Annotated in this window: 15 protein-coding genes; 7 read left to right on the top strand and 8 right to left on the bottom strand. The window is 68.5% G+C overall.

Going from position 1 to position 18,927, the window contains the following annotated elements:
- Nucleotides 1-113: 113 nt before the first annotated feature.
- Entirely contained in the window at nucleotides 114-392 is a 279-nt protein-coding gene (locus ASE78_RS09355; RefSeq protein WP_056496036.1) for a DUF2798 domain-containing protein, read from the top strand.
- A 4-nt stretch (nucleotides 393-396) separates the two neighbouring features.
- On the opposite strand, the gene ASE78_RS09350 is transcribed toward ASE78_RS09355, so the two are convergent.
- Nucleotides 397-1,425, bottom strand: a complete 1,029-nt coding sequence (locus tag ASE78_RS09350; protein WP_235514967.1) for a glycoside hydrolase family 5 protein — start codon at nucleotides 1,423-1,425, stop codon at nucleotides 397-399.
- 267 nt (nucleotides 1,426-1,692) lie between these two features.
- Nucleotides 1,693-3,897, bottom strand: a complete 2,205-nt coding sequence (uvrB, locus tag ASE78_RS09345; protein ID WP_056496033.1) for an excinuclease ABC subunit UvrB — start codon at nucleotides 3,895-3,897, stop codon at nucleotides 1,693-1,695.
- Between the two features lie 499 nt (nucleotides 3,898-4,396).
- On the opposite strand from uvrB, the gene ASE78_RS09340 reads away from it, so the two are divergent.
- Nucleotides 4,397-5,728 (top strand): amidohydrolase, encoded by a 1,332-nt coding sequence (locus ASE78_RS09340; RefSeq protein ID WP_056496031.1) that lies wholly within the window; start codon nucleotides 4,397-4,399, stop codon nucleotides 5,726-5,728.
- Nucleotides 5,729-5,734: 6 nt separating this feature from the next.
- Here ASE78_RS09340 and glsA read toward each other — a convergent pair whose 3' ends face one another.
- The 5 genes from glsA to gspL all read right to left on the bottom strand — a co-directional run bounded on the left by glsA (nucleotide 5,735) and on the right by gspL (nucleotide 11,295).
- On the bottom strand, nucleotides 5,735-6,646 hold the full coding sequence (gene glsA, locus ASE78_RS09335; RefSeq protein WP_235514966.1) for a glutaminase A: 912 nt from the start codon (nucleotides 6,644-6,646) through the stop codon (nucleotides 5,735-5,737).
- Nucleotides 6,647-6,877: 231 nt separating this feature from the next.
- A complete protein-coding gene (locus tag ASE78_RS09330) occupies nucleotides 6,878-8,104 on the bottom strand; it encodes a type II secretion system F family protein (protein WP_056496029.1) in 1,227 nt (408 codons plus the stop codon).
- Nucleotides 8,105-8,243: 139 nt separating this feature from the next.
- Entirely contained in the window at nucleotides 8,244-9,725 is a 1,482-nt protein-coding gene (locus ASE78_RS09325; protein ID WP_056496025.1) for a GspE/PulE family protein, read from the bottom strand.
- Entirely contained in the window at nucleotides 9,722-10,216 is a 495-nt protein-coding gene (gene gspM / locus ASE78_RS09320; protein WP_056496022.1) for a type II secretion system protein GspM, read from the bottom strand. The genes ASE78_RS09325 and gspM overlap by 4 nt, the downstream gene beginning before the upstream one ends.
- Nucleotides 10,213-11,295, bottom strand: coding sequence for a type II secretion system protein GspL (gene gspL, locus ASE78_RS09315; protein ID WP_162236483.1), 1,083 nt, complete (start codon nucleotides 11,293-11,295; stop codon nucleotides 10,213-10,215). Before gspL ends, gspM begins: the two co-directional genes overlap by 4 nt.
- A 67-nt stretch (nucleotides 11,296-11,362) precedes the next feature.
- On the opposite strand from gspL, the gene gspG reads away from it, so the two are divergent.
- The 5 genes from gspG to gspD all read left to right on the top strand — a co-directional run bounded on the left by gspG (nucleotide 11,363) and on the right by gspD (nucleotide 15,694).
- On the top strand, nucleotides 11,363-11,815 hold the full coding sequence (gspG, locus tag ASE78_RS09310) for a type II secretion system major pseudopilin GspG (RefSeq protein WP_268795708.1): 453 nt from the start codon (nucleotides 11,363-11,365) through the stop codon (nucleotides 11,813-11,815).
- 74 nt (nucleotides 11,816-11,889) lie between these two features.
- Nucleotides 11,890-12,390, top strand: coding sequence for a prepilin-type N-terminal cleavage/methylation domain-containing protein (locus ASE78_RS09305; protein ID WP_268795707.1), 501 nt, complete (start codon nucleotides 11,890-11,892; stop codon nucleotides 12,388-12,390).
- A 63-nt stretch (nucleotides 12,391-12,453) separates the two neighbouring features.
- Nucleotides 12,454-12,883: type II secretion system minor pseudopilin GspI (gspI, locus tag ASE78_RS09300; RefSeq protein WP_268795706.1), on the top strand; the 430-nt coding region annotated here is incomplete at its 5' end.
- A complete protein-coding gene (locus ASE78_RS09295) occupies nucleotides 12,880-13,647 on the top strand; it encodes a type II secretion system protein N (protein WP_156351386.1) in 768 nt (255 codons plus the stop codon). The genes gspI and ASE78_RS09295, both read left to right, overlap by 4 nt.
- Nucleotides 13,648-13,657: 10 nt before the next feature.
- Nucleotides 13,658-15,694, top strand: a complete 2,037-nt coding sequence (gene gspD / locus ASE78_RS09290; RefSeq protein WP_056496016.1) for a type II secretion system secretin GspD — start codon at nucleotides 13,658-13,660, stop codon at nucleotides 15,692-15,694.
- A 686-nt stretch (nucleotides 15,695-16,380) separates the two neighbouring features.
- Here gspD and ASE78_RS09285 read toward each other — a convergent pair.
- Nucleotides 16,381-18,873 carry a PhoX family protein gene (locus ASE78_RS09285; RefSeq protein ID WP_056496457.1) on the bottom strand — a complete coding sequence of 831 codons (2,493 nt, stop codon included), beginning with the start codon at nucleotides 18,871-18,873 and terminating at the stop codon, nucleotides 16,381-16,383.
- Between the last annotated feature and the right edge of the window lie 54 nt (nucleotides 18,874-18,927).

The following is an 18,927-nucleotide window of genomic DNA, read 5'->3' as shown; positions in this document are numbered from 1 at the left end:
ATTGCTTGTGACATAGCGCGGCGCGGCTGTCAGCGGGAAAACGAGCCATGCCGCGCCGCGCCCGTCGGGTACGGACACGGAACCACCACTACCGATCGACCGCTCTGCCGGCCATGTCGCACGCCCCCGCCGCCGAACGCGCCCACGCCACCGTCCAGACCCGATCGCGGCTGCGCTACCGGCTGGTCGCCTCGGCGATCAACGGAGTGATATTTTCCACGCTGATCGGGGCGGTCGGCGCGCTGGTGCGGGTCGGCCCCGACCAGTTCTGGGGGGCGTTCGCGCAAGGCGCGCCGATCGGCTTCGCCACCGCCTTTCCGGTGTCGCTGGTGGTCGTGCCAGTCGTCCAGCGGCTGGTCGACCGGCTGTTCGGACTCAATCCGCCCGACTGAGATTTCAGCGCATGATCGGGCTGGCGATCCGGTCGACCGCGGCATCCAGCCAGCCGGTGTCGTCGCGATAGAGCTGGAACGTGTTGGTATAGCCCCATGCGCAGCTCTGGATGCCGGCCGAGGCCCATGCGGTGCTGACGATCGGATAATAGCGCGCGCGCTGGTCCGCCGACCGCCCTTCCCACGCGCCATATTCGCCGACGAACGGCACGCGCCCGGTGCGTTTCACATAGGCCGCGACCTTGGCGATCGCCGCGTCGAGCTGCGCCAGATCCTGCTTGTCGCCATAGGTTTCCTTGACCTTCGGGGTCAGCCAGTCGGCCTTGTCCAGCCCGAAATTGGGCGGATCGTAGAAATGGAACGTCGGCACGACATGGGGATCGTCGGGGAAGGGCGAGGTCAGCATCGCGTCCAGCCCGGCCCATTCGGGACCATCAATCACCACCGGCCGCGTCGGATTGCTCTCGCGCACCGCCTTCAACGCCGGGGTCAGCACCGACAACAGATTGTCGGCACCCAGCTTGTCGTGCGGTTCGTTGATAAGCTCGAAATAGACGCTGTCGGGCGCGGTCCGAAATTCCTGCGCGACCTGTCGCCACAGCGCGGCGAAGCGCGGCGCCTGCCCCTTGGGATCGGTGAACAGCTCCTCATAATGGTGCATGTCGACGATCACCGCGATGCCGTTGGCGGTGGCAAGGTCGACGATATGCCGCACCCGCTGCAGGAAGGCGGGATCGATCGCATAGGGCGGCTTCGCATCGGCATGCGCCGAGAAGCGCACTGGCAACCGCAGCCCGGTGAAGCCCTTCGCCTTGATCCGGGTCATGTCGTCGTCGCGGAACGCGCGGCCCCATGCGGTTTCGGTCGGCGCTTCGAGCATGTTCGACAGATTGATGCACTTGCCGAGCTTCAACGCGGCACCCTTCGCGGGCACGGCGGCAGGTGCCGGCGCATAGCGCGGTTTGGGCTGGGCGGCGGCACTGGTGGCAAGCGTCAGCGCGAGCGCGAGCGCGGTGGCAATGGTGTGGCGCATGAAATCCCCTCCAGTTGTTTTGCGCGGAACGTGACGCGGAGGGCGGCGATTGTCCAGCGTTGTCGGAAGTAACGATGATTGGTGGTCACGCTGGATGACCGTCGGTTTCTCCCCTCCCTGACAAGGGAGGGGTTGGGGGTGGGTAGGNGGGGGGGGGGTAGGTCCGCGAGGGAAGGTACGCTTTCCACAACCGGCCGACCCACCCCCGGCCCCTCCCTTCCACGGAGGGGAGCAATTGCTGGCATTCCGGGCGAACGCCGACCGCTCCTACCGCCCCCGCCCGCCGCCGCCGGCCATGCGCATCGCCTTCTGCTTGCCATAGTGCGTCTTGCGCGTGCCGGGCTTGCCCTCGTTCGACCGGCCCATGATCGGCGCCTTGTGTTCGGACGCGGGCAGGCCGAGTTCCTCGTTCTCGAGGCTGCGGATCTCGTCGCGCAGCCGCCCCGCCGTCTCGAATTCGAGGTTCGCCGCCGCCTCGCGCATCTGCTTTTCGAGGCTTTCGATATAGCTGCGCAGATTGTGGCCGACCATGTGGCGCGGGCCGTCGTCGTCGATCTCCACCGTCACCTGATCGCGCGAGGCGACGTCGGCGATGATGTCGCCGATCTGGCGCTTGATCGTCGTGGGCGTGATGCCGTGCGCTTCGTTATATTCGCGCTGCTTCTCACGCCGGCGGTCGGTTTCGGCGATGGCGCGTTCCATGCTGCCGGTCATGCGATCGGCATAGAGGATCACCCGCCCGTCGACGTTGCGCGCCGCGCGGCCGATCGTCTGGATGAGCGAGGTTTCGCTGCGCAAAAACCCTTCCTTGTCGGCATCAAGGATCGCGACCAACCCGCACTCGGGAATGTCCAATCCCTCGCGCAGCAGGTTGATGCCGACCAGCACATCGTACACGCCCATGCGCAGGTCGCGGATCAGCTCGATCCGCTCGAGCGTCTCGACATCGCTGTGCATGTAGCGGACCTTCAGGCCCGCCTCGTGCATGAACTCGGTCAGATCCTCGGCCATGCGCTTGGTCAGCGTCGTGACGAGCGTGCGATAGCCGTTCTTCGCCGTCTCCTTCGCCTCGTGGATCAGATCGTCGACCTGTTCCTCGACCGGGCGGATCGTGATCGGCGGATCGATGAGGCCGGTCGGGCGGATGACCTGTTCGCTGAACACGCCGCCGGTCTGCTCCATTTCCCAACTGCCCGGCGTTGCCGATACGCAGACGGTCTGCGGGCGCATCGCGTCCCATTCGTTGAAGCGGAGCGGCCGGTTGTCGATCGCCGAGGGCAGGCGGAAGCCGTACTCGGCCAGCGTGATCTTGCGCCGGTGATCGCCGCGCGACATGCCGTTGATCTGGCCGATCGTCTGGTGGCTTTCGTCGACGAACAGCAGCGCGCTTTCGGGCAGATATTCGAACAACGTGGGCGGCGGTTCGCCGGGCAGGCGGCCGGTCAGGAAGCGGCTGTAATTCTCGATCCCCGCGCAGCTACCGGTGGCGGCGATCATCTCGAGGTCGAAGTTGGTGCGTTGCTCCAGCCGCTGCGCCTCTAGCAGCTTGCCCTCGATCACCAGTTCCTTGAGCCGCTCGGCCAACTCGTGCTTGATCGCCTCGCCCGCCTGTTTCAGCGTCGGGCCGGGCGTCACATAGTGCGAATTGGCATAGACCCGGATCGAATTGAGGTTCGCGACCTTCTTGCCGGTCAGCGGATCGAATTCGGTAATCTCCTCGATGTCGTCGCCGAAGAAGGTGATGCGCCACGCGCTGTCGTCATAATGCGACGGGAACAGTTCGAGGCTGTCGCCGCGCACGCGGAAATTGCCGCGCTGGAACGCGGCATCGTTGCGCTTGTATTGCAGCGCGACCAGCTTGCGCACGATCTCGCGCTGGTCGACCACGTCACCTTTCTTCAGGTCGAAGATCATTGCCGAATAGGTTTCGACCGATCCGATGCCGTAGAGGCACGACACCGACGCGACGATGATGACATCGTCGCGTTCCAGCAGCGACCGGGTAGCGGAATGGCGCATCCGGTCGATCGCCTCGTTGGTCGAGCTTTCCTTTTCGATATAGGTGTCCGACCGCGCGACATAGGCTTCGGGCTGGTAATAGTCGTAATAGCTGACGAAATATTCGACGGCATTGTCGGGAAAGAACGACTTCATCTCGCCATAAAGCTGCGCGGCAAGGATTTTGTTGGGCGCGAGGATCAGCGCGGGGCGTTGCAGCTCCTCAATCGTCTTGGCCATGGTGAAGGTCTTGCCCGAACCGGTGACGCCCAGCAGCACCTGATCGCGCTCCCCCGCCCGCGCCGCCGCGACCAATTCGCGGATCGCGGTCGGCTGGTCGCCGGCGGGTTCGTAGTCGGACTTGATGACGAACCGCTTGCCGGCGTCGACCTTCGCCGGCCGGCTGGGCCGGTGGGGGATGAAGGTCTGTCCGGTTTCGGGCTCGGACAGGTCGGTGCGGATCGTGATCGCCATGCGCCGGAATATGGGTGACGCGGAACGGGACGGCAACATCTGCCTCGGTGTCGGGAGTGTGTTTCACGCGAAGGCGCAAAGGGCGCGAAGAAGGAGGTTGGGTTCACGCGGAGGCGCGGAGACGCGGAGGGGTTGCGTGATCGGCAAGCATCCGCCCCACCATCATCGTCACCCCAGCGCAGGCTGGGGTCTCCCGGTCGTAGAGCGCGCGCCTCGCCGCGGGAGATGCCAGCCTGCGCTGGCATGACGCTATCCGGCGGGAGACATTCCACCGGTTCCAAGCCGCACCGCCGTTCCGCAAGTACAACCTCCTCCGCGCCTCTGCGCCTCTGCGCCTCTGCGCGAACAACCCTTCTACTTCTTCCTCCGCGCCTCCGCGCCTCCGCGTGAACCAAACCTTCTTCGCGCCCTTCGCGCCTTCGCGCCTTCGCGTGAACCAAAACCCCCTCGACACCACGGACAAAGCCGATAGCCTGCGCACCCAAAGGGGACCCACATCATGCGCAAGCTCATCGCCACCGCCGCCTGCCTGCTCGCCGCCACGCCCGCCGCCGCCGAACCCGACTGGGCAGGCGCGGTGCGCACCGATTATCAGGCGTCGCTGGGGCAGATGTGGGACTGGTTCCACCGCAACCCCGAACTGTCGTTCAAGGAGGTCAAGACCGCCGAGCGCATGGCGACCGAGCTGCGCGCCGTCCCCGGCATGGTGGTGACGCCGGGCGTCGGCGGCACCGGCGTCGTCGCGGTATTGAGGAACGGTGCCGGCCCGACCGTCCTGGTCCGCGCCGACATGGACGGCCTGCCGGTCGAGGAAAAATCGGGCCTGCCCAACGCCAGCAAGGCGCGGCAGGTCGGCGTCGACGGGGTCGAGGCGCCGGTGATGCACGCCTGCGGCCACGACACGCACATCACGTCGCTGGTCGGCACCGCCCGCCGGCTGGCCGCGCTGAAGGACCGGTGGAAGGGCACGGTGGTGTTCATCGTCCAGCCCGCCGAGGAGCGCGTCGGCGGCGCCAAGGCGATGCTCGCCGACGGCCTCTACTCGCGCTTCGCGAGGCCCGATTATGCGCTGGCGTTCCACGTCGCCGCCGGCCTGCCGACCGGGAAGGTCTCGGCATCGGAGGGCATCCAGTATTCGTCGTCCGATTCGGTCGACATCACCGTCCCCGGCATCGGCGCGCACGGGGCCAGCCCGCATGCCGGCAAGGACCCGGTTTACATGGCGTCGCAGCTCGTGATCGCATTGCAGGGCCTCATCAGCCGCGAACGTCAGCCGCTCGAACCCGGCGTCATCACCGTCGGCTCGTTCCATTCGGGCCTGAAACACAACATCATCAGCGACGAGGCGAAGTTGCAGGTGACGGTGCGCGCCAATGACGAGGCGACGCGCAAGCAGTTGCTCGACGGCATCCGCCGCGTGGCGGCCGGCATCGGCACGCTGAACGGCATGCCGGCGGACAGGATGCCGGTGGTGAAGGTGATCGAGGGTACGCCGACGACGATCAACGACGCCGCGCTCGCCCGGCGGTTGAACGCGGTGATGGCGACGACGCTGGGCGCGGGTAATGTCGTGCCGTTCGAACAGACCGGCATGGGCGCGGAGGATTTCGCCGCCTATGTCCAGCCCGACACGCGGGTGAAGGGCTATTATTTCGCGGTCGGCGGCACCCCTGCCCGCGACATCCTGGCGGCGCAGAACGGCGGGCCGGCGGTGCCCTCGCACCATTCGCCGCTGTTCAAGGTCGCCCCGGAACCGGCGATCGTCACCGGCACGATCGCGATGACCGCGGCGGTGCTCGACCTGCTGGGGCCGGGCGCGGCGGGGCAGTAACGCCGCCTATCCGAACACCGACCAGTCGGCCTTGTCCGCCAGCAGCTCCAGCGCGCGAACGCCGAGGATCGAATTGCCGTGCCGGTCGAGGTTGTTCGACCACACGGCGATCGACGCGACCTGCGGCACGATGGCGAGGATGCCGCCGCCCACCCCGCTCTTGGCGGGCAGGCCGACGCGGTAGGCGAAGTCGCCCGATCCGTCATACTGCCCGCTGGTCATCATCAGCGACAGCACGCGCCGCATCCGCTTGGCGCGCGCGTCGTCGCCCTCATCGCCGGTCCGCGCGGTGCGGCTGAGGAACAGCCCGGCCTTCGCCAGCGCGCGGCAGTCGAGTTCGATCGCGCATTGATGGGCATAGCCTTCCATCACCGTATCGATGGCGCAGCGCAGATTGCCGTGATGTTTGGCGAAGCTCATCATCGCCCGGTTCAGGTCGCCGCTGTCGCGCGCGGTCGCCAGCACGTCGTCGTTCAGCACGACATGCGCCACCCCCGCCTCGCGCCCGACGAAATCGACGACGGTGCGGGGATCGCCGCCGTGATGCTCGGCAAGGATGTCGCATACCACCAGCGCGCCGGCGTTGATGAACGGATTGCGCGGCACGCCCTTGTTGCGTTCGAGGTCGACGATCGAATTGAACGGATCGCCCGACGGCTCGCGCCCGACGCGGTCGAACACCCCGTCGCCGACCGCCTCGAACGCCAGTTCCAGCGCGAAGACCTTGGCGATGCTCTGGAGCGGAAAGCGGATATGCGCATAGCCGCCGTGATGCACCGCACCGTCGGCGGTCGCCACCGCCATGGCGAACCAGTCGGGACCATAGTCGAGGTCGGGCGCGGCGGCCTTTTCGATCGTCGCGGCGTTGGCGGTGATCTCCTCCGTCACCTCGGCGACGATGCGGGCGAGATCGGTCACGGGCAATTCCTTGATTTGCAAGCGGTGAGGCGGCGGTAGCAGGTCGCGCGGCGTCACGCGAACCGGGGGTGGTGCCACCATCGGCAGCCATCGATCCCGTCGTCACTCCCGCGCAGGCGGGAGTCCATACACGCTGACCTCACCGATAGAACCGAAACGCCAGCGTTTATGGATTCCCGCCTGCGCGGGAATGACGAAGCTTTACCGGACGCGCGCCAATATCGATGGCGCTCAGATCGTCACCAGATTGTTGAGGTTGATGATCGGCAACAGGATCGCCAGCACCATCATCAGCACCAGCCCGCCCATCAGCAACAGCACCATCGGTTCGACCAGCGCGACGAGCGTCGCGACCAGCGCGTCCAGCTCGCGCTCCAGCTCGCCCGACGCGCGGTCGAGCGCAGGGGCCAGCCGCCCCGACGTCTCGCCCGAGGCGACGATCGCGACCAGCATCGACGGAAAGATTTCCGCCTCCGCCATCGCCGCGCGCAAGCTCAGCCCCTCGCGCACCCGCGCGGCGACGGTCAGCGCCTTGTCGCGCACGAAGCGGTTAGGGGTGACGGCGGCGGCGGCGTGCAGCGCCTCGACCAGCGGCACCGCGCTGCCGACCAAGGTCGCAAGACTCCCGGCGAAGCGCGCGGCATTGTGCTGCCGGCTGAAGCGGCGGAACGGTGCGCGCGTCGCCAGCCGCCGGTCGAGCCGCAGCCGGTTGCCCGGCACCTTCCACCAGCGCGCACCAACCAGCACCAGCACCAGCCCCCCGATCGCGACATACAGCCCGTAGTTCTGGATGAACGCCGACAGCGCGATCAGCGCCCGCGTCAGGAACGGCAGTTCCGCCCCGCGCGACACGAACACCCGGACGATGTCGGGCACGACATAGACCATCAGCAACACCATCATGCCGAAACTAACGGTGGCGAGCAGCGCCGGATACATCAGCGCCAACTGCATCTTCTGGCCATTGGCCTGCCGCGTCTCGACGAAATTGGCGAGGTGACTGAGCACGTCGGGCAGCCGCCCCGATTGTTCGCCCGCCGCCACCGAGGCGCGATAGAATTCCGGGAACGCCTTGGGGTGCCGCGCCAGCCCCTGCGCGAAACTGCGTCCGTCGAGGATCGCGGCACGCACGTCGAGCAGCAACGCCTCGACCGCCGCATTGTCGGCCTGTCCGGCGACGATGCGCAGCGATTCCTCGATCGAAATGTCCGACCCGACCAGCGTCGAAATCTGTCGCGTCAATGTCGCCAGCGCCTTGGACGACACGCCGCGCCGGAACAGCCGGGGCAACTGGACGCCGCCCAGCTTCGGCCCCTTCTCCGCCGCTTCCTCCACCGACAGCGGCAATTCGCCGCGTTCGCGCAAGGCCGCGCGGGCGGCGGCGGGGCTCGACGCTTCGATCACGCCCTTGACGGTCGCCCCGCTGCGCGACGCCGCGCGATAGGCATAGGCGGTCATTGCCCGGCCGCCCCTATAAACCGTCCGTCATTCCCGCGAAGGCGGGAATCCATACACGCTGACGCCACGACTCCAGCCGATACGGCAGCGTGTATGGACTCCCGCCTTCGCGGGAGTGACGGGACATAGCGCGCCATCGTCACGCCTCGTCGCGCACGACGCGCGCGACCTCCTCGACGGTGGTGATGCCGGCCTTCACCTTGGCGACGCCGTCGTCGAGCAGCGCGGGATTGGTCAGCCGCGCGGCGCGTTCCAGTTCGGCTTCGGCCACGCCGTTGTGAATCATCGCCTGCAACCGGTCGTCGACCGCCACGACCTCGTACAGCCCGGCCCGCCCGCGATAGCCCTCGTTATGGCATGCCTCGCACCCGCCCTTGCGCCACAGCTTCTTGCCCGGCTTGATCGCCCCGCCCAGCAACACGCTGTCCGCCTCGGTCGCGCGGTCCTGCCACGCGCATTCGCGGCACAGCCGCCGCACCAGCCGCTGCGCGACCAGCCCGACCAGCATCGGCGCCAGTAGATACCGCTCGACCCCCATGTCGATCAGCCGCGTGACCGATCCGATCGCGGTATTGGTGTGGAGCGTCGACAGCACGAAATGCCCGGTCATCGACGATCGCACCGCCGTCTGCGCCGTCTCCTGATCGCGGATTTCGCCGACCATGATGACGTCGGGATCCTGCCGCAGAATCGCTCGCAGCCCGCGTGCGAAGGTCATGTCGGTGCGCGGATTGACCTGCGTCTGCGCGATCCCCGACAGTTCGTACTCGATCGGGTCCTCGACCGTCATCACGTTGCGCCGGCGATCATTGAGCCGGGTCAGCGCGGTATAGAGCGTCGTCGTCTTGCCCGACCCCGTCGGCCCCGTCACCAGCAACAGCCCGTGCGGGCGTTCGAGCAGCCGCCCGAACACGCTCTCGTCGCGCTCGGACATGCCGAGACCGCCCAGATCGAGCATCATGCCGCCGCGCTCGAGCAGGCGCAGCACCACCCGCTCGCCATGCTGGGTCGGCATGGTCGAAACCCGCGCATCGACGTCATGCCCGCCGATGCGCAGCGTGACGCGCCCGTCCTGCGGCGTGCGCCGCTCGGCGATGTCGAGCTTGGCCATCACCTTGATCCGGCTGACCAGCAGCGGCGCCAGCGCGCGCGGCGGCTCGACGATGTCACGCAGCACGCCATCGATGCGGAAGCGGACGACGAGGCGCTTTTCCTGCGTCTCGACATGCACGTCGGACGCGCCTTCCTTGATCGCTTCGAGCAGCAGCGCGTTAATGAGGCGGATGACCGGCGAATCGTCGCGCGCGTCGAGCAGATCGTCGACCGCCGCCGCGCTGTCGGCCAATGCCGCCAGATCGGTTTCGGCCAGTTCGATGTCGGCGGCGGTGGTGGCGCTGCCGCCATAGCTCGCCTGCAACGCGGCATCGAACGCCGCGTCGGCGACCGCCACGAACGGCACGCCGGGTGCCACCCGCTGCACCTCCAGCATCGCATCGAGCGTCGCATCGGCGCGGTGGAGGCACTCCATGCCTGCGCTACCCAGCCGGATCAGCACGCCGCCTTTCCGGGCATAGCCATAGGGCAGCCGGACCAGTTCGGCGCGCAACAACGTGTCGGTCATGGGCGGAATCCGATCGTGGCGTTGACGCGGCCCGATGCCGATCCACGCTGCATCGCCACCCGCTCGATCCCGATCGTGCTGGTGCGGGCGACCTCGCTCAGCCACGTCACCACCGCCGGATAAGGCGCATCGGTCAGCGTCGCGGTGATCCCCGTGGCGCCGAGCGCGATCGCCGGTTGCAGTTGCTGCACGGCGGCGGCGTTGGTGATGATCGTCTGCGGCGGGCCGGCGGCGACCGTCTGTGGTGCCGCCTCCAGCCGCCCGGCGGCGCGGATGCGCGCCATCAGCGTCTCGGCCTGGCGGATGTCGGCGCGGGCCTGCGCGCGCGCCGCCTGTACCGGCTTCACCACGCCATACACCAGCACCGTGCCGGCGATCAGCACCGCCAACGTGCCGACCAGCACCCGCTCACGGCCGGTCAGCCCCTGCCACCAGCCGTCAAACCGGGCGAGCGCCGCCTCGATCCGGGCATTGCGTCGCACCACGATCATGCCCCCCTCGCCACGATGCGCAAGGCCCCGCCGGGGCCGTTCGCGACCTGCGCGGCGATACCGGCGGCCGACAACGCGGCGCGGACCCGGTCGGCCATGCCGGTCTCGGGCGATTCGCACTCGATGGTCAGCGCATTCCCCTCGAACGTCATGCCGCGTACGATCAGCGTCGCGCCGATCGGCGTCAACGCGCCACCGACCCGCGACAGCAGCGGCACGAAACGGTTGGTGCCATTGGCGCGCGGCAACAGATCGGCGACCCGCGTCGCGAAATCATCGCCGCCGGTGGGAACGCCGGGCGCGGTCGTCACGACTAGTTGCTGGAGCGCCGCCTGTCGCCGTTCGGCGATCCGCTGGAGCATCAGCGTATCGGCGATGCCGATCACGCCATGCGCCAGCGCGGCGAGCCCAAGGATCATCGCCACCTTGCGCGCGGTGCTGGGCAACGGCCCACGCCGCCGGGCATAGATGCCCTGCCGCAGATCGATCGGCGCCGCCGCGACCCGTTCGGGCAGCGCGGCGGCGGGAAAGGCGCTGCCCTGCCCCGCCATCGCTTCCGGCAGCGGATCGCCGCTCGCCTGCACTGCCGGCTTGCCTGCCGCGCTCCACGCCGCGACCAGCATCGCCTGCCCCATGGCGAAGGCGGTGCCATCGGCCGCCCGCACCAGCGCACGACCGTCGCGCAGATCGACGCTCCACCCCTCGACCGGGGCCGGCAGCACCAGCGCGTCGGGCACGAACGCCGCCCCGCCGATCCCGGCGGCCTCCGCAATCGCGATCCATTCGGCCATCACCGCATGGCGCACCACCGCGACCAGATAGCGTTTGTCGCCGATCGCCCCGCCCAGCACCAGATGCACCGCGTCGATCGGATCGGCGATTCGGTCCTCGATCGCGAAGGGCAGCGCCGCCAGCCGCTTCGCCCGACTGGGCAGCGGCAGGTCGACGCCGAGCAGCAACACCGACTCGCTCGGCACGAGCAAGGTTGCGGGTCCGGCGGCATCGACTACTATGGCGCGGCCGCCGGCGATCGCCCACACGCCGGCGGCCGGACCGGCGGGGGCGGGTTCGATTGTCACAATGGCTTCATCGTGGGGACGCATTGGGGCGTGGATGCGCATCATATTCCGAAAGTTTCGTGACACCTTGGCCGCGAACCCCGCCGCCCGCAAGGTTTCTGTCCCTGACCGTGAGGCTGGCCTGACGCTGGTCGAGATGATCGTCGTGCTGGCGATCATCGCGCTGGTCGCCGCCCTGATCGTCCCCAACGTCATCAACCGCCCCGATCAGGCGCGGGTGACGACGGCGGGCACCGACATCAAGTCGATCTCCGCCGCGCTGAAAATGTACCGGCTCGACAACGGCGATTACCCGACGACGACGCAGGGGCTGAAGGCGCTGGTCGAAAAGCCTTCGCAGCCGCCGGTCCCCGGTGCCTATCCGCCCGACGGCTATCTGTCGCAGATGCCGCAGGACCCGTGGGGCAACCCGTATGTCTACGAATCGACCGGCGGACGCTTCGCGATCAAGTCGCTCGGCAAGGACGGCAAGCCCGGCGGCACCGACCTCGACGCCGATATTGACGGCACGACACGCTGAGCGACGCCCATCGCCTCGTACCCCATGGTCGTCATTCCCGCGAAGGCGGGAATCCATACACGCCGGCGTCGCGCATGAATCGCGACCGTCAGCGGCTATGGACTCCCGCCTGCGCGGGAGTGACGAGGGAGCACGCCCAGTCCGGCATGACGCTCATCGAAATGCTGATCGTCCTCGCGATCATCGGCGTGGCGGCGGGCGCGGTCAGCCTCGGCATCGGCTCGGCCACCCGCGCGCCCAACGTCGAGGCGGAGGCGCGGCGGCTGGCGACGCGGTTGCAGGCGGCGGCCGACGACGCGATGCTCGGCGACCAGTTGATCGCCTTCACCATCGAACCGCACGGCTATGGCTTCGCGCAGATGGGGGCAAAGGGTCTCGTGCCGCGCACCGACGATGCGCTGGCGTTCCACAAACTGCCCGGCGGCATGGCGATGACGCTGTCGGTCGCCCCGCCGGTGATCCTCGGCGTCGACGGCACCGGCCAGCCGCTGTCGGCGACGATCACCGGCGGCGACCAGACATGGCAGGTCGACTATGACGGCATCACCGCGCATGCGGTGAAGGTGGCGTCGTGACGGCCGGTCATCCAGCTTTATTGACTCCCCTCCCTGACAAGGGAGGGGTTGGGGGTGGGTCGNGGTCCGGGGCAGGTGCCAGCGTTTCCTCGCGGGCCAACCCACCCCCGACCCCTCCCTTCGCAGGGAGGGGGGCAACCCCGCCCAGTCCGGCTTTTCTTTGATAGAGGCGATGGTCGCGCTGGCGGTACTGGCGATCGCCACGGTAGGGCTGATCGGCGCGGTCGAGCAGCATATCGATTCGACCCGCGGCGTCGAACGGCGTGCGATCGCGATGTGGGTGGCCGAAAACCGGCTCGCCGATCTGGAAGTAGGGACGCCCGAGGCGAATGGCGAACAGGTGGACATGCTCGGGCGCAACTGGAACGTCGCGGTGAGCCGCGTGGCCACCGCCGATCCCGATCTCGACCGGGTGACGATCACCGTCGCGGCCGCCGGGGAAAGCGCCCCGCTCGCGCGGCTCGACGGCTTCCTGCGCGGGGACGGCGCATGATCGTGATCGAACGCCTCCGCCTGCGCGACACGACCCGCGCGCTCGACATCCTCGCCGGAGTCGCCATCGTCTCGGTCGCGATCGCCTTAGCCGGGCTCGTCTGGCGGATCGCGGGGCACGCCGACAGCGGCGCGATCACCCTGCCCTCCGACGCCCGCGCCCGCGCGGTCGTGGTCGACACCGGGCCTGCCATCGCGTGGAACCCGTTCGGCAGCCCGACCGCCGCCGATGCCACCGTCGCCACCACGATCCAGGCGGTGCTGAAGGGCGTCGTCTCCGCCCGCCCCGCCGAACTGTCGGTCGCGTTCGTCGCGATCGGGGCCGAACCGCCCAAACCCTACCGCGTCGGCGACGCCGTGGCCGGGGCGGCGATCACCGAGATCCGGCGCGACCGCATCATTCTGAACAACGCCGGCCGGCTCGAATTCCTCGCCTTCCCCGATCCGTTCGGACAGGCGATCCCGGCCCCCGGCGCGGCCCCGGCGCAACCCGCCTCCGGTGCCCCCGCCGCCCCGCCGGCACCGACCGCGCAGGCCGTCCTCTCGCGGCTCAACGCCACGCCGGTCGCCGGCGGCTATGCGATCGGGGCCAATGCCCCGCCCGGCATGCGCAGCGGCGATGTCGTCCAGTCGGTCAACGGCGCGGCCATGACCGACCCATCGGCGGTCAACGCCGCCATCGCCAGCGCCGGTACGTCGGGGCAGGCACAAGTCACCATCCTGCGCGACGGCAAACCGATCACCGTCACCGTTCCCCTTCGCTAAGGCTATTCCCGTGCGTCACCCGCTCCGTATCGCCATCCTCGCCCTCGCCGCGACCAGCCTGTCGCCGGTCCTCGCGCAAGCGCCGCAGGCCGCCGACATCGTCGTCAACATGCGCGGCGTCGAGATCGCCGACGTCGCCGACCAGATCAGCCGCATTACCGGCCGCACGCTGATCCTCGACCCGAGCGTCAAGGGGCAGGTGACGGTGACGTCGGCCGAACCCCTCTCGCCCGCCGGGGTGTGGGAATTGTTCCAGTCGGTGCTGCGCGCCAATGGCTTCGCCGCCGTGCGGTCGGGCGCGGCATGGCGGATCATTCCGCAGGCCAATGCGGTGCGCGACGGCGGGGTGCGTGCGCGCGGCGTCAGCGGGCAGGAACTCACCACGCGGATGGTGCGCCTGTCCAACGTCCCCTCGGCCGATGCCGCGCGGATCGTCCGTCCGCTCGTCGCCAGCTTCGGCAGCGTCGAGCCGCTGACCCAGCCCAATGCCATCGTCGTCACCGACTATGCCGACAACGTCCGCCGGATCGAGGCGCTCGCGCGCTCGCTCGACGGCGGCGGCGGATCGACCTTCACCACCATCACGCTCCAGAACGGCAACGCCGCCGACATCGCGACAACGATGCAGGGCGTACTGGGCGAAGGCGGCGCGCGCGTCGCGGGCGATGCGCGCAGCAACACCATCCTCGTGCGCGGCACGCCGGCCGCCGTCGCCGAGGCGCGCCGCATCGCCCAGTCGCTCGACGCGCGCGGCGGCAGTGCCAGCATGGCGACCCGTGTGTTCCGGCTGAACTACGCCGATTCGGAAAGCGTGACCGAAGTGCTGCGCGGCATCCTCGGTCAGCAGCAATCCGCCTCCAACCCGGTCGCGCGCAGCCTGTCGACCATGTCGCAGCGCAACAACGCCGGTGCGGCGCTGTCCGGCCTGATCGCCAACGGCGGGGCGAGCGCCGCCGGGCTCGCGGCAGCGGCGGGCGGCGGCACGTCGTCGGGCGGCACCGCCACGATCGGCCAGAACCAGCCGACCCAGACGCCGCAGGGCTTCACCACCCCCGACATCACCGTGCAGCCCGCGCCCGACATCAACGCGGTCGTCGTGCGCGGCACCCCCACCGCCATCGCCCAGATCGAACGGCTGATCCCCGACCTCGACGTGCGCCGCCCGCAGGTACTGATCGAGGCCGCGATCGTCGAGATTTCGGGCCGCGACGCCGAACAGCTCGCGGTGCAGATCGGCACCGCCGGCGCGGCGCTCAATCAGGTGAGTGGCGTCGGCACCTCGTTCGGCAACGCCGGCGCGTCGCTCGGCCAGATCCTGAGCCTGCTGGGCGTGCCCGCCGCCGGACTGCTGACCGGCGGGCTGACCGGCAATGTGTCGATCGGCAACGACTTCTCGATTCTGGTGCAGGCGCTCAGCACCTCGACCAAGGCGAACCTGCTCTCGACCCCGCAGATCACCACGCTCGACAACAAGCTGGGCGAACTGGTGGTGGCGCAGGAAGTGCCGTTCGTCACCGGATCGATCCTGACCGGCAACGGCACCGCCAATCCGTACACCACGATCGAGCGCAAGGACGTCGGCATCACGCTGCGCGTCATTCCGCGCATCAACGCCGGCGACACGATCCGGCTGGAGGTCAGTCAGGAAGCCTCGGCCTTGTCGGCGACGCAGCTCAGCACCGCCGCCGACCTCATCACCCAGAAGCGCTCGACCACCACGACGGTCCTCGCCGACAATGGCCAGACGATCGTGCTGGGCGGCCTGACCAGCGATGATTACAACCGCGTGCGCAGCCAGGTGCCGGTGCTCGGCAGCATCCCGATCCTCGGCGAACTGTTCAAGGGCCGCAGCGAAATCCGCGAGAAGCGCACGCTGTTCGTGTTCCTCAAACCCACCATCCTGCGCGACGGCGCCGACGCCTCGGCAGCGGCAAGGGCACGCTACGACCGCCTGCGCGGCGAGGAAGTGTTGCAGGGCGAAAAGCGCAGCCTGCTCCTCAACCCGCCCGCCCCGCGCCTGACGCTGGAGATCGACGGGATTTATTGAGGGGGGCGGTCGCTCGCCCCACCCCCGACGTCACCCCGGACCCGTTCCGGGGTCCACTGCTCCGCGAATGCTGTCGATCGAGGCTCAATCGCACCGATCGCCGCGCCGTGGACCCCGGAACAGGTCCGGGGTGACGAGAGAGCCTCGAGCAGCCGATACATCCCTATCGACCCGCGCGTCATCCCGGCGAAAGCTGGGATCTCCGGCAAGTGGCGCGCGATAGAAACCGCTGGAGGCCCCCGTCTGCGCCGGAGCGACGTTGTCGGGCAAGATGGATCAACCGCCAGCCGCCTCTGTCCTACACCCCCCGTTCCGGCGCAGAGCAGCGCCTATGAAACGGCCACGCCCCCTGACCAGCCCGACACTGTCACCCCGGACCCGTTCCGGGATCCACCGCTCCGCGCACGCCCCCGCCAGCGGTTCCGGCAACGGGTTCGACCACACGCAAACTCTGCGAACCATTCGCAAAAAATGCGTCGCAAGTGTAAACTTTGTAAACTTTGGACGCGCGACAAACCGCGCCACGGGCAAAGCCCGTGCCGTCGAACGGCGCTCCCTGCGCCGTCGGCCGTGCGCACCTAGTGCGGCGCGGTGCTGCTGCGCTGCACCTCGCTCGGCGCGCCACAACAAAACGGGCGGCGGTCCCTCGACCACCGCCCGTCCATTTTCGCTGTATTGGTAAATACTTACAGCGCGACCACGCCGCCGTCTTTCTTGGTAATCACGACGGTCGCCGACCGCGGACGGCTGCCCGCCGTCGTCGCCGGCCAGATGCTGGTGCTGCGCGACAGGTCGCCGTTCTCGCCGGGGTGCTGGATGTTGACGAACAGCGAGCGGCCATCGGGCGTGGAGTCGACACCGGTGATCTCGCAGCCGACCGGGCCGACCAAGAAGCGGCGCAGCGTCGTGCCCGGTGCCTTGCCCACGCGGGTCGTCGCGGTGCTGGTCGCCGACACGCCGGTGTTGGTGATGGTGCGCGTGCCGCCATCGCCCACGCTGCCCGGCATCGCCGCCAGCATCATGCAGTTGGTGACGTCGGTATAGGCACCGTCGTCGGTCTGGATCCACAGCACCGGCGTCACCTGACCCGATGCGTTCGACGCGCGACCGAACCACAGCCCGTCGGGGCTGGAGAAGTCGTTGGTCGCGTCGAGCGACGACAGGTTGATGTTGGTCGGATCGAGGTCCGCGCCGGCACCGAAGGCATAGACGTCCCACGTGAAGGCCGTCGCCTCGGTCGTGTCGCCGCGTTCGCGCAGGCGGACGATATGACCGTTGGCATTGCCGGTCGAGCGCGTGCCGTTGGTGCGCGGATCGATGTACGAGCGCGGGTTGGCGGCATCGACCTGCCCCGGCGCGCGCGACGAGTTGTTGGTCAGCGTGCAGTACATCTCGCCGGTCGCGGGATTGACGGCGGTCCATTCGGGCCGGTCCATCCGCGTCGCGCCGACCGCGTCACCGGCCAGCCGGCAATGGGTCAGCACATCGGCCTGATCGGCAAAGGCATAGAGCGGGTTGGAAGCGTTGAGGCCGTTCTGTCCGAACACCAGCGCGATCCACTCGCCCGACCCGTCGGCATTGAACTTCGCGACATAGAGCGTGCCGGTATCGAGATACTTGTCACCGGTCGCCAGACGGCTGGTCGCCGCCGCATCCGCCGCCGCCCATGGCGTGGCCGATACGAACTTGTAGATATATTCGTTCTGCGCATCGTCGCCCATGTAGAAGGCGGGGCGGACGCCGGCGAAGACCCGGCCCGGCCACACGCCTTCGTGGTTCATCCGGCCAAGCGCAGTGCGCTTGCGCGGAGTCGCGGCGGGATCATAGGGATCGATCTCGACGCACCAGCCATATTGGTTCGGCTCGTTGCGGAAGTCGCCGGTGCCGTTGGTCGGCTGGCTCACGTCGAGCGTCGCGTTGAACTTGCGGATCAGCGTCTGCCCCGCGACCTGCTCGGCCGCCGTGGTCCAGCCATAGTTGCCGGCGCGCAAGGCATCGCCGCTGCCGGTGTTCAGGCCATAGCGGGTGAACGCCTGCACCGCCCGGGCGCCCAGCACCGCCGTACGCCGGGCATTGTCGCCCGCATCCCGCCGGAAATAGCCTGCCCAATTCTCCTCGCAGGTCATGTAGGTTTCCCACGGCATATGGCCGTTGGCGCAGTTGTTGATCGTGCCGCGCCCGGCGGTGCCATCGGTCGAATAGGCGGTGTAGAGCAGCGCGCTGCCGCGCACCGGACCGCTGAAGCTGGTCGGGGTATAGGGGGTGATGCGCCGGTTGAGCGCCGATCCCTGAACATAGCTCCAGCCGCCGGTCGACGCGCGGGTCACTTCGACCACCGATACGCCGTGGCACTCCATTTCCTTCACCACCTCGGCGGTCGGCCGCACGCCGTTCGTCAGCGTCACGCCATTGGGGTGGAGATACTGCTCCGAGATATTCTCGTGGTTCATCACCAGCACGCCGCGCGTCGAGCTGGTCGCGTCCTGCGCGGTGCCGCTGGCGGCGAGGCCGAAATAGCTCATGCCGTCATGATGATCGCCCGCCCGCGCCGAAAAGCCGGTGTCGGTGCCGTTGTTGGCATAGGCTGCGGTCGCGGCGTTCAGCGGATCGCCCAGCCGGTACAGCACGGTCGCGTCATAGCCATCGGGAACGACCAGCGCATCAGCAAGGCTCTTGCCCACGGCGGCGAAGCCCAATGTCGCGGGCGACACGGCGACGGTGATGTCGGTCGTGCTCGCCGCACCCTTCACGTCGGTCGCCGAATAGCGGAAGACGAGGTTGGTCGTCGCGGCGACGGCGGGCGCGATGAAGGTCGCGGTGCCGGTGTTCGCGTTCGCCAGCGCGACCGTCGGGCCGGATACCTGCGTGAACGCTTGGGCAACGATCGCGTTATCGTCGGTCACGATGCCGGTCAGCGTCACGACGCGGCCGCCGCTGGTCGCCCCGCTCGACGAACCGCCGACCACCGGCGGGATGTTGTCGATCCCGTCGCCCTTGTCATCGCACGCGGCGAGCAGCGAGCCGCCGAACACCGCGACCGCCGCCGTCGACGCGCCGTTGCGCAACGCCTGCCGCCGCGAATAGCGCCGCTCGACCAGATCGTGCAGGCTCGGACCGGCGCTGGGATTGGTTTCGATGTCGCCGTCGGAATAGCCGACGACCAGATTGGTATCGCTCATGATTTCCCCGCTAAGTCCCGGACCATCGGTCGCGCCGATGCCCTCCATTTTTCA

The sequence above is a fragment of the Sphingomonas sp. Leaf25 genome, assembly GCF_001421635.1.
Classification (GTDB): domain Bacteria; phylum Pseudomonadota; class Alphaproteobacteria; order Sphingomonadales; family Sphingomonadaceae; genus Sphingomonas.
This window is presented reverse-complemented; position numbering and strand designations above follow the sequence as displayed.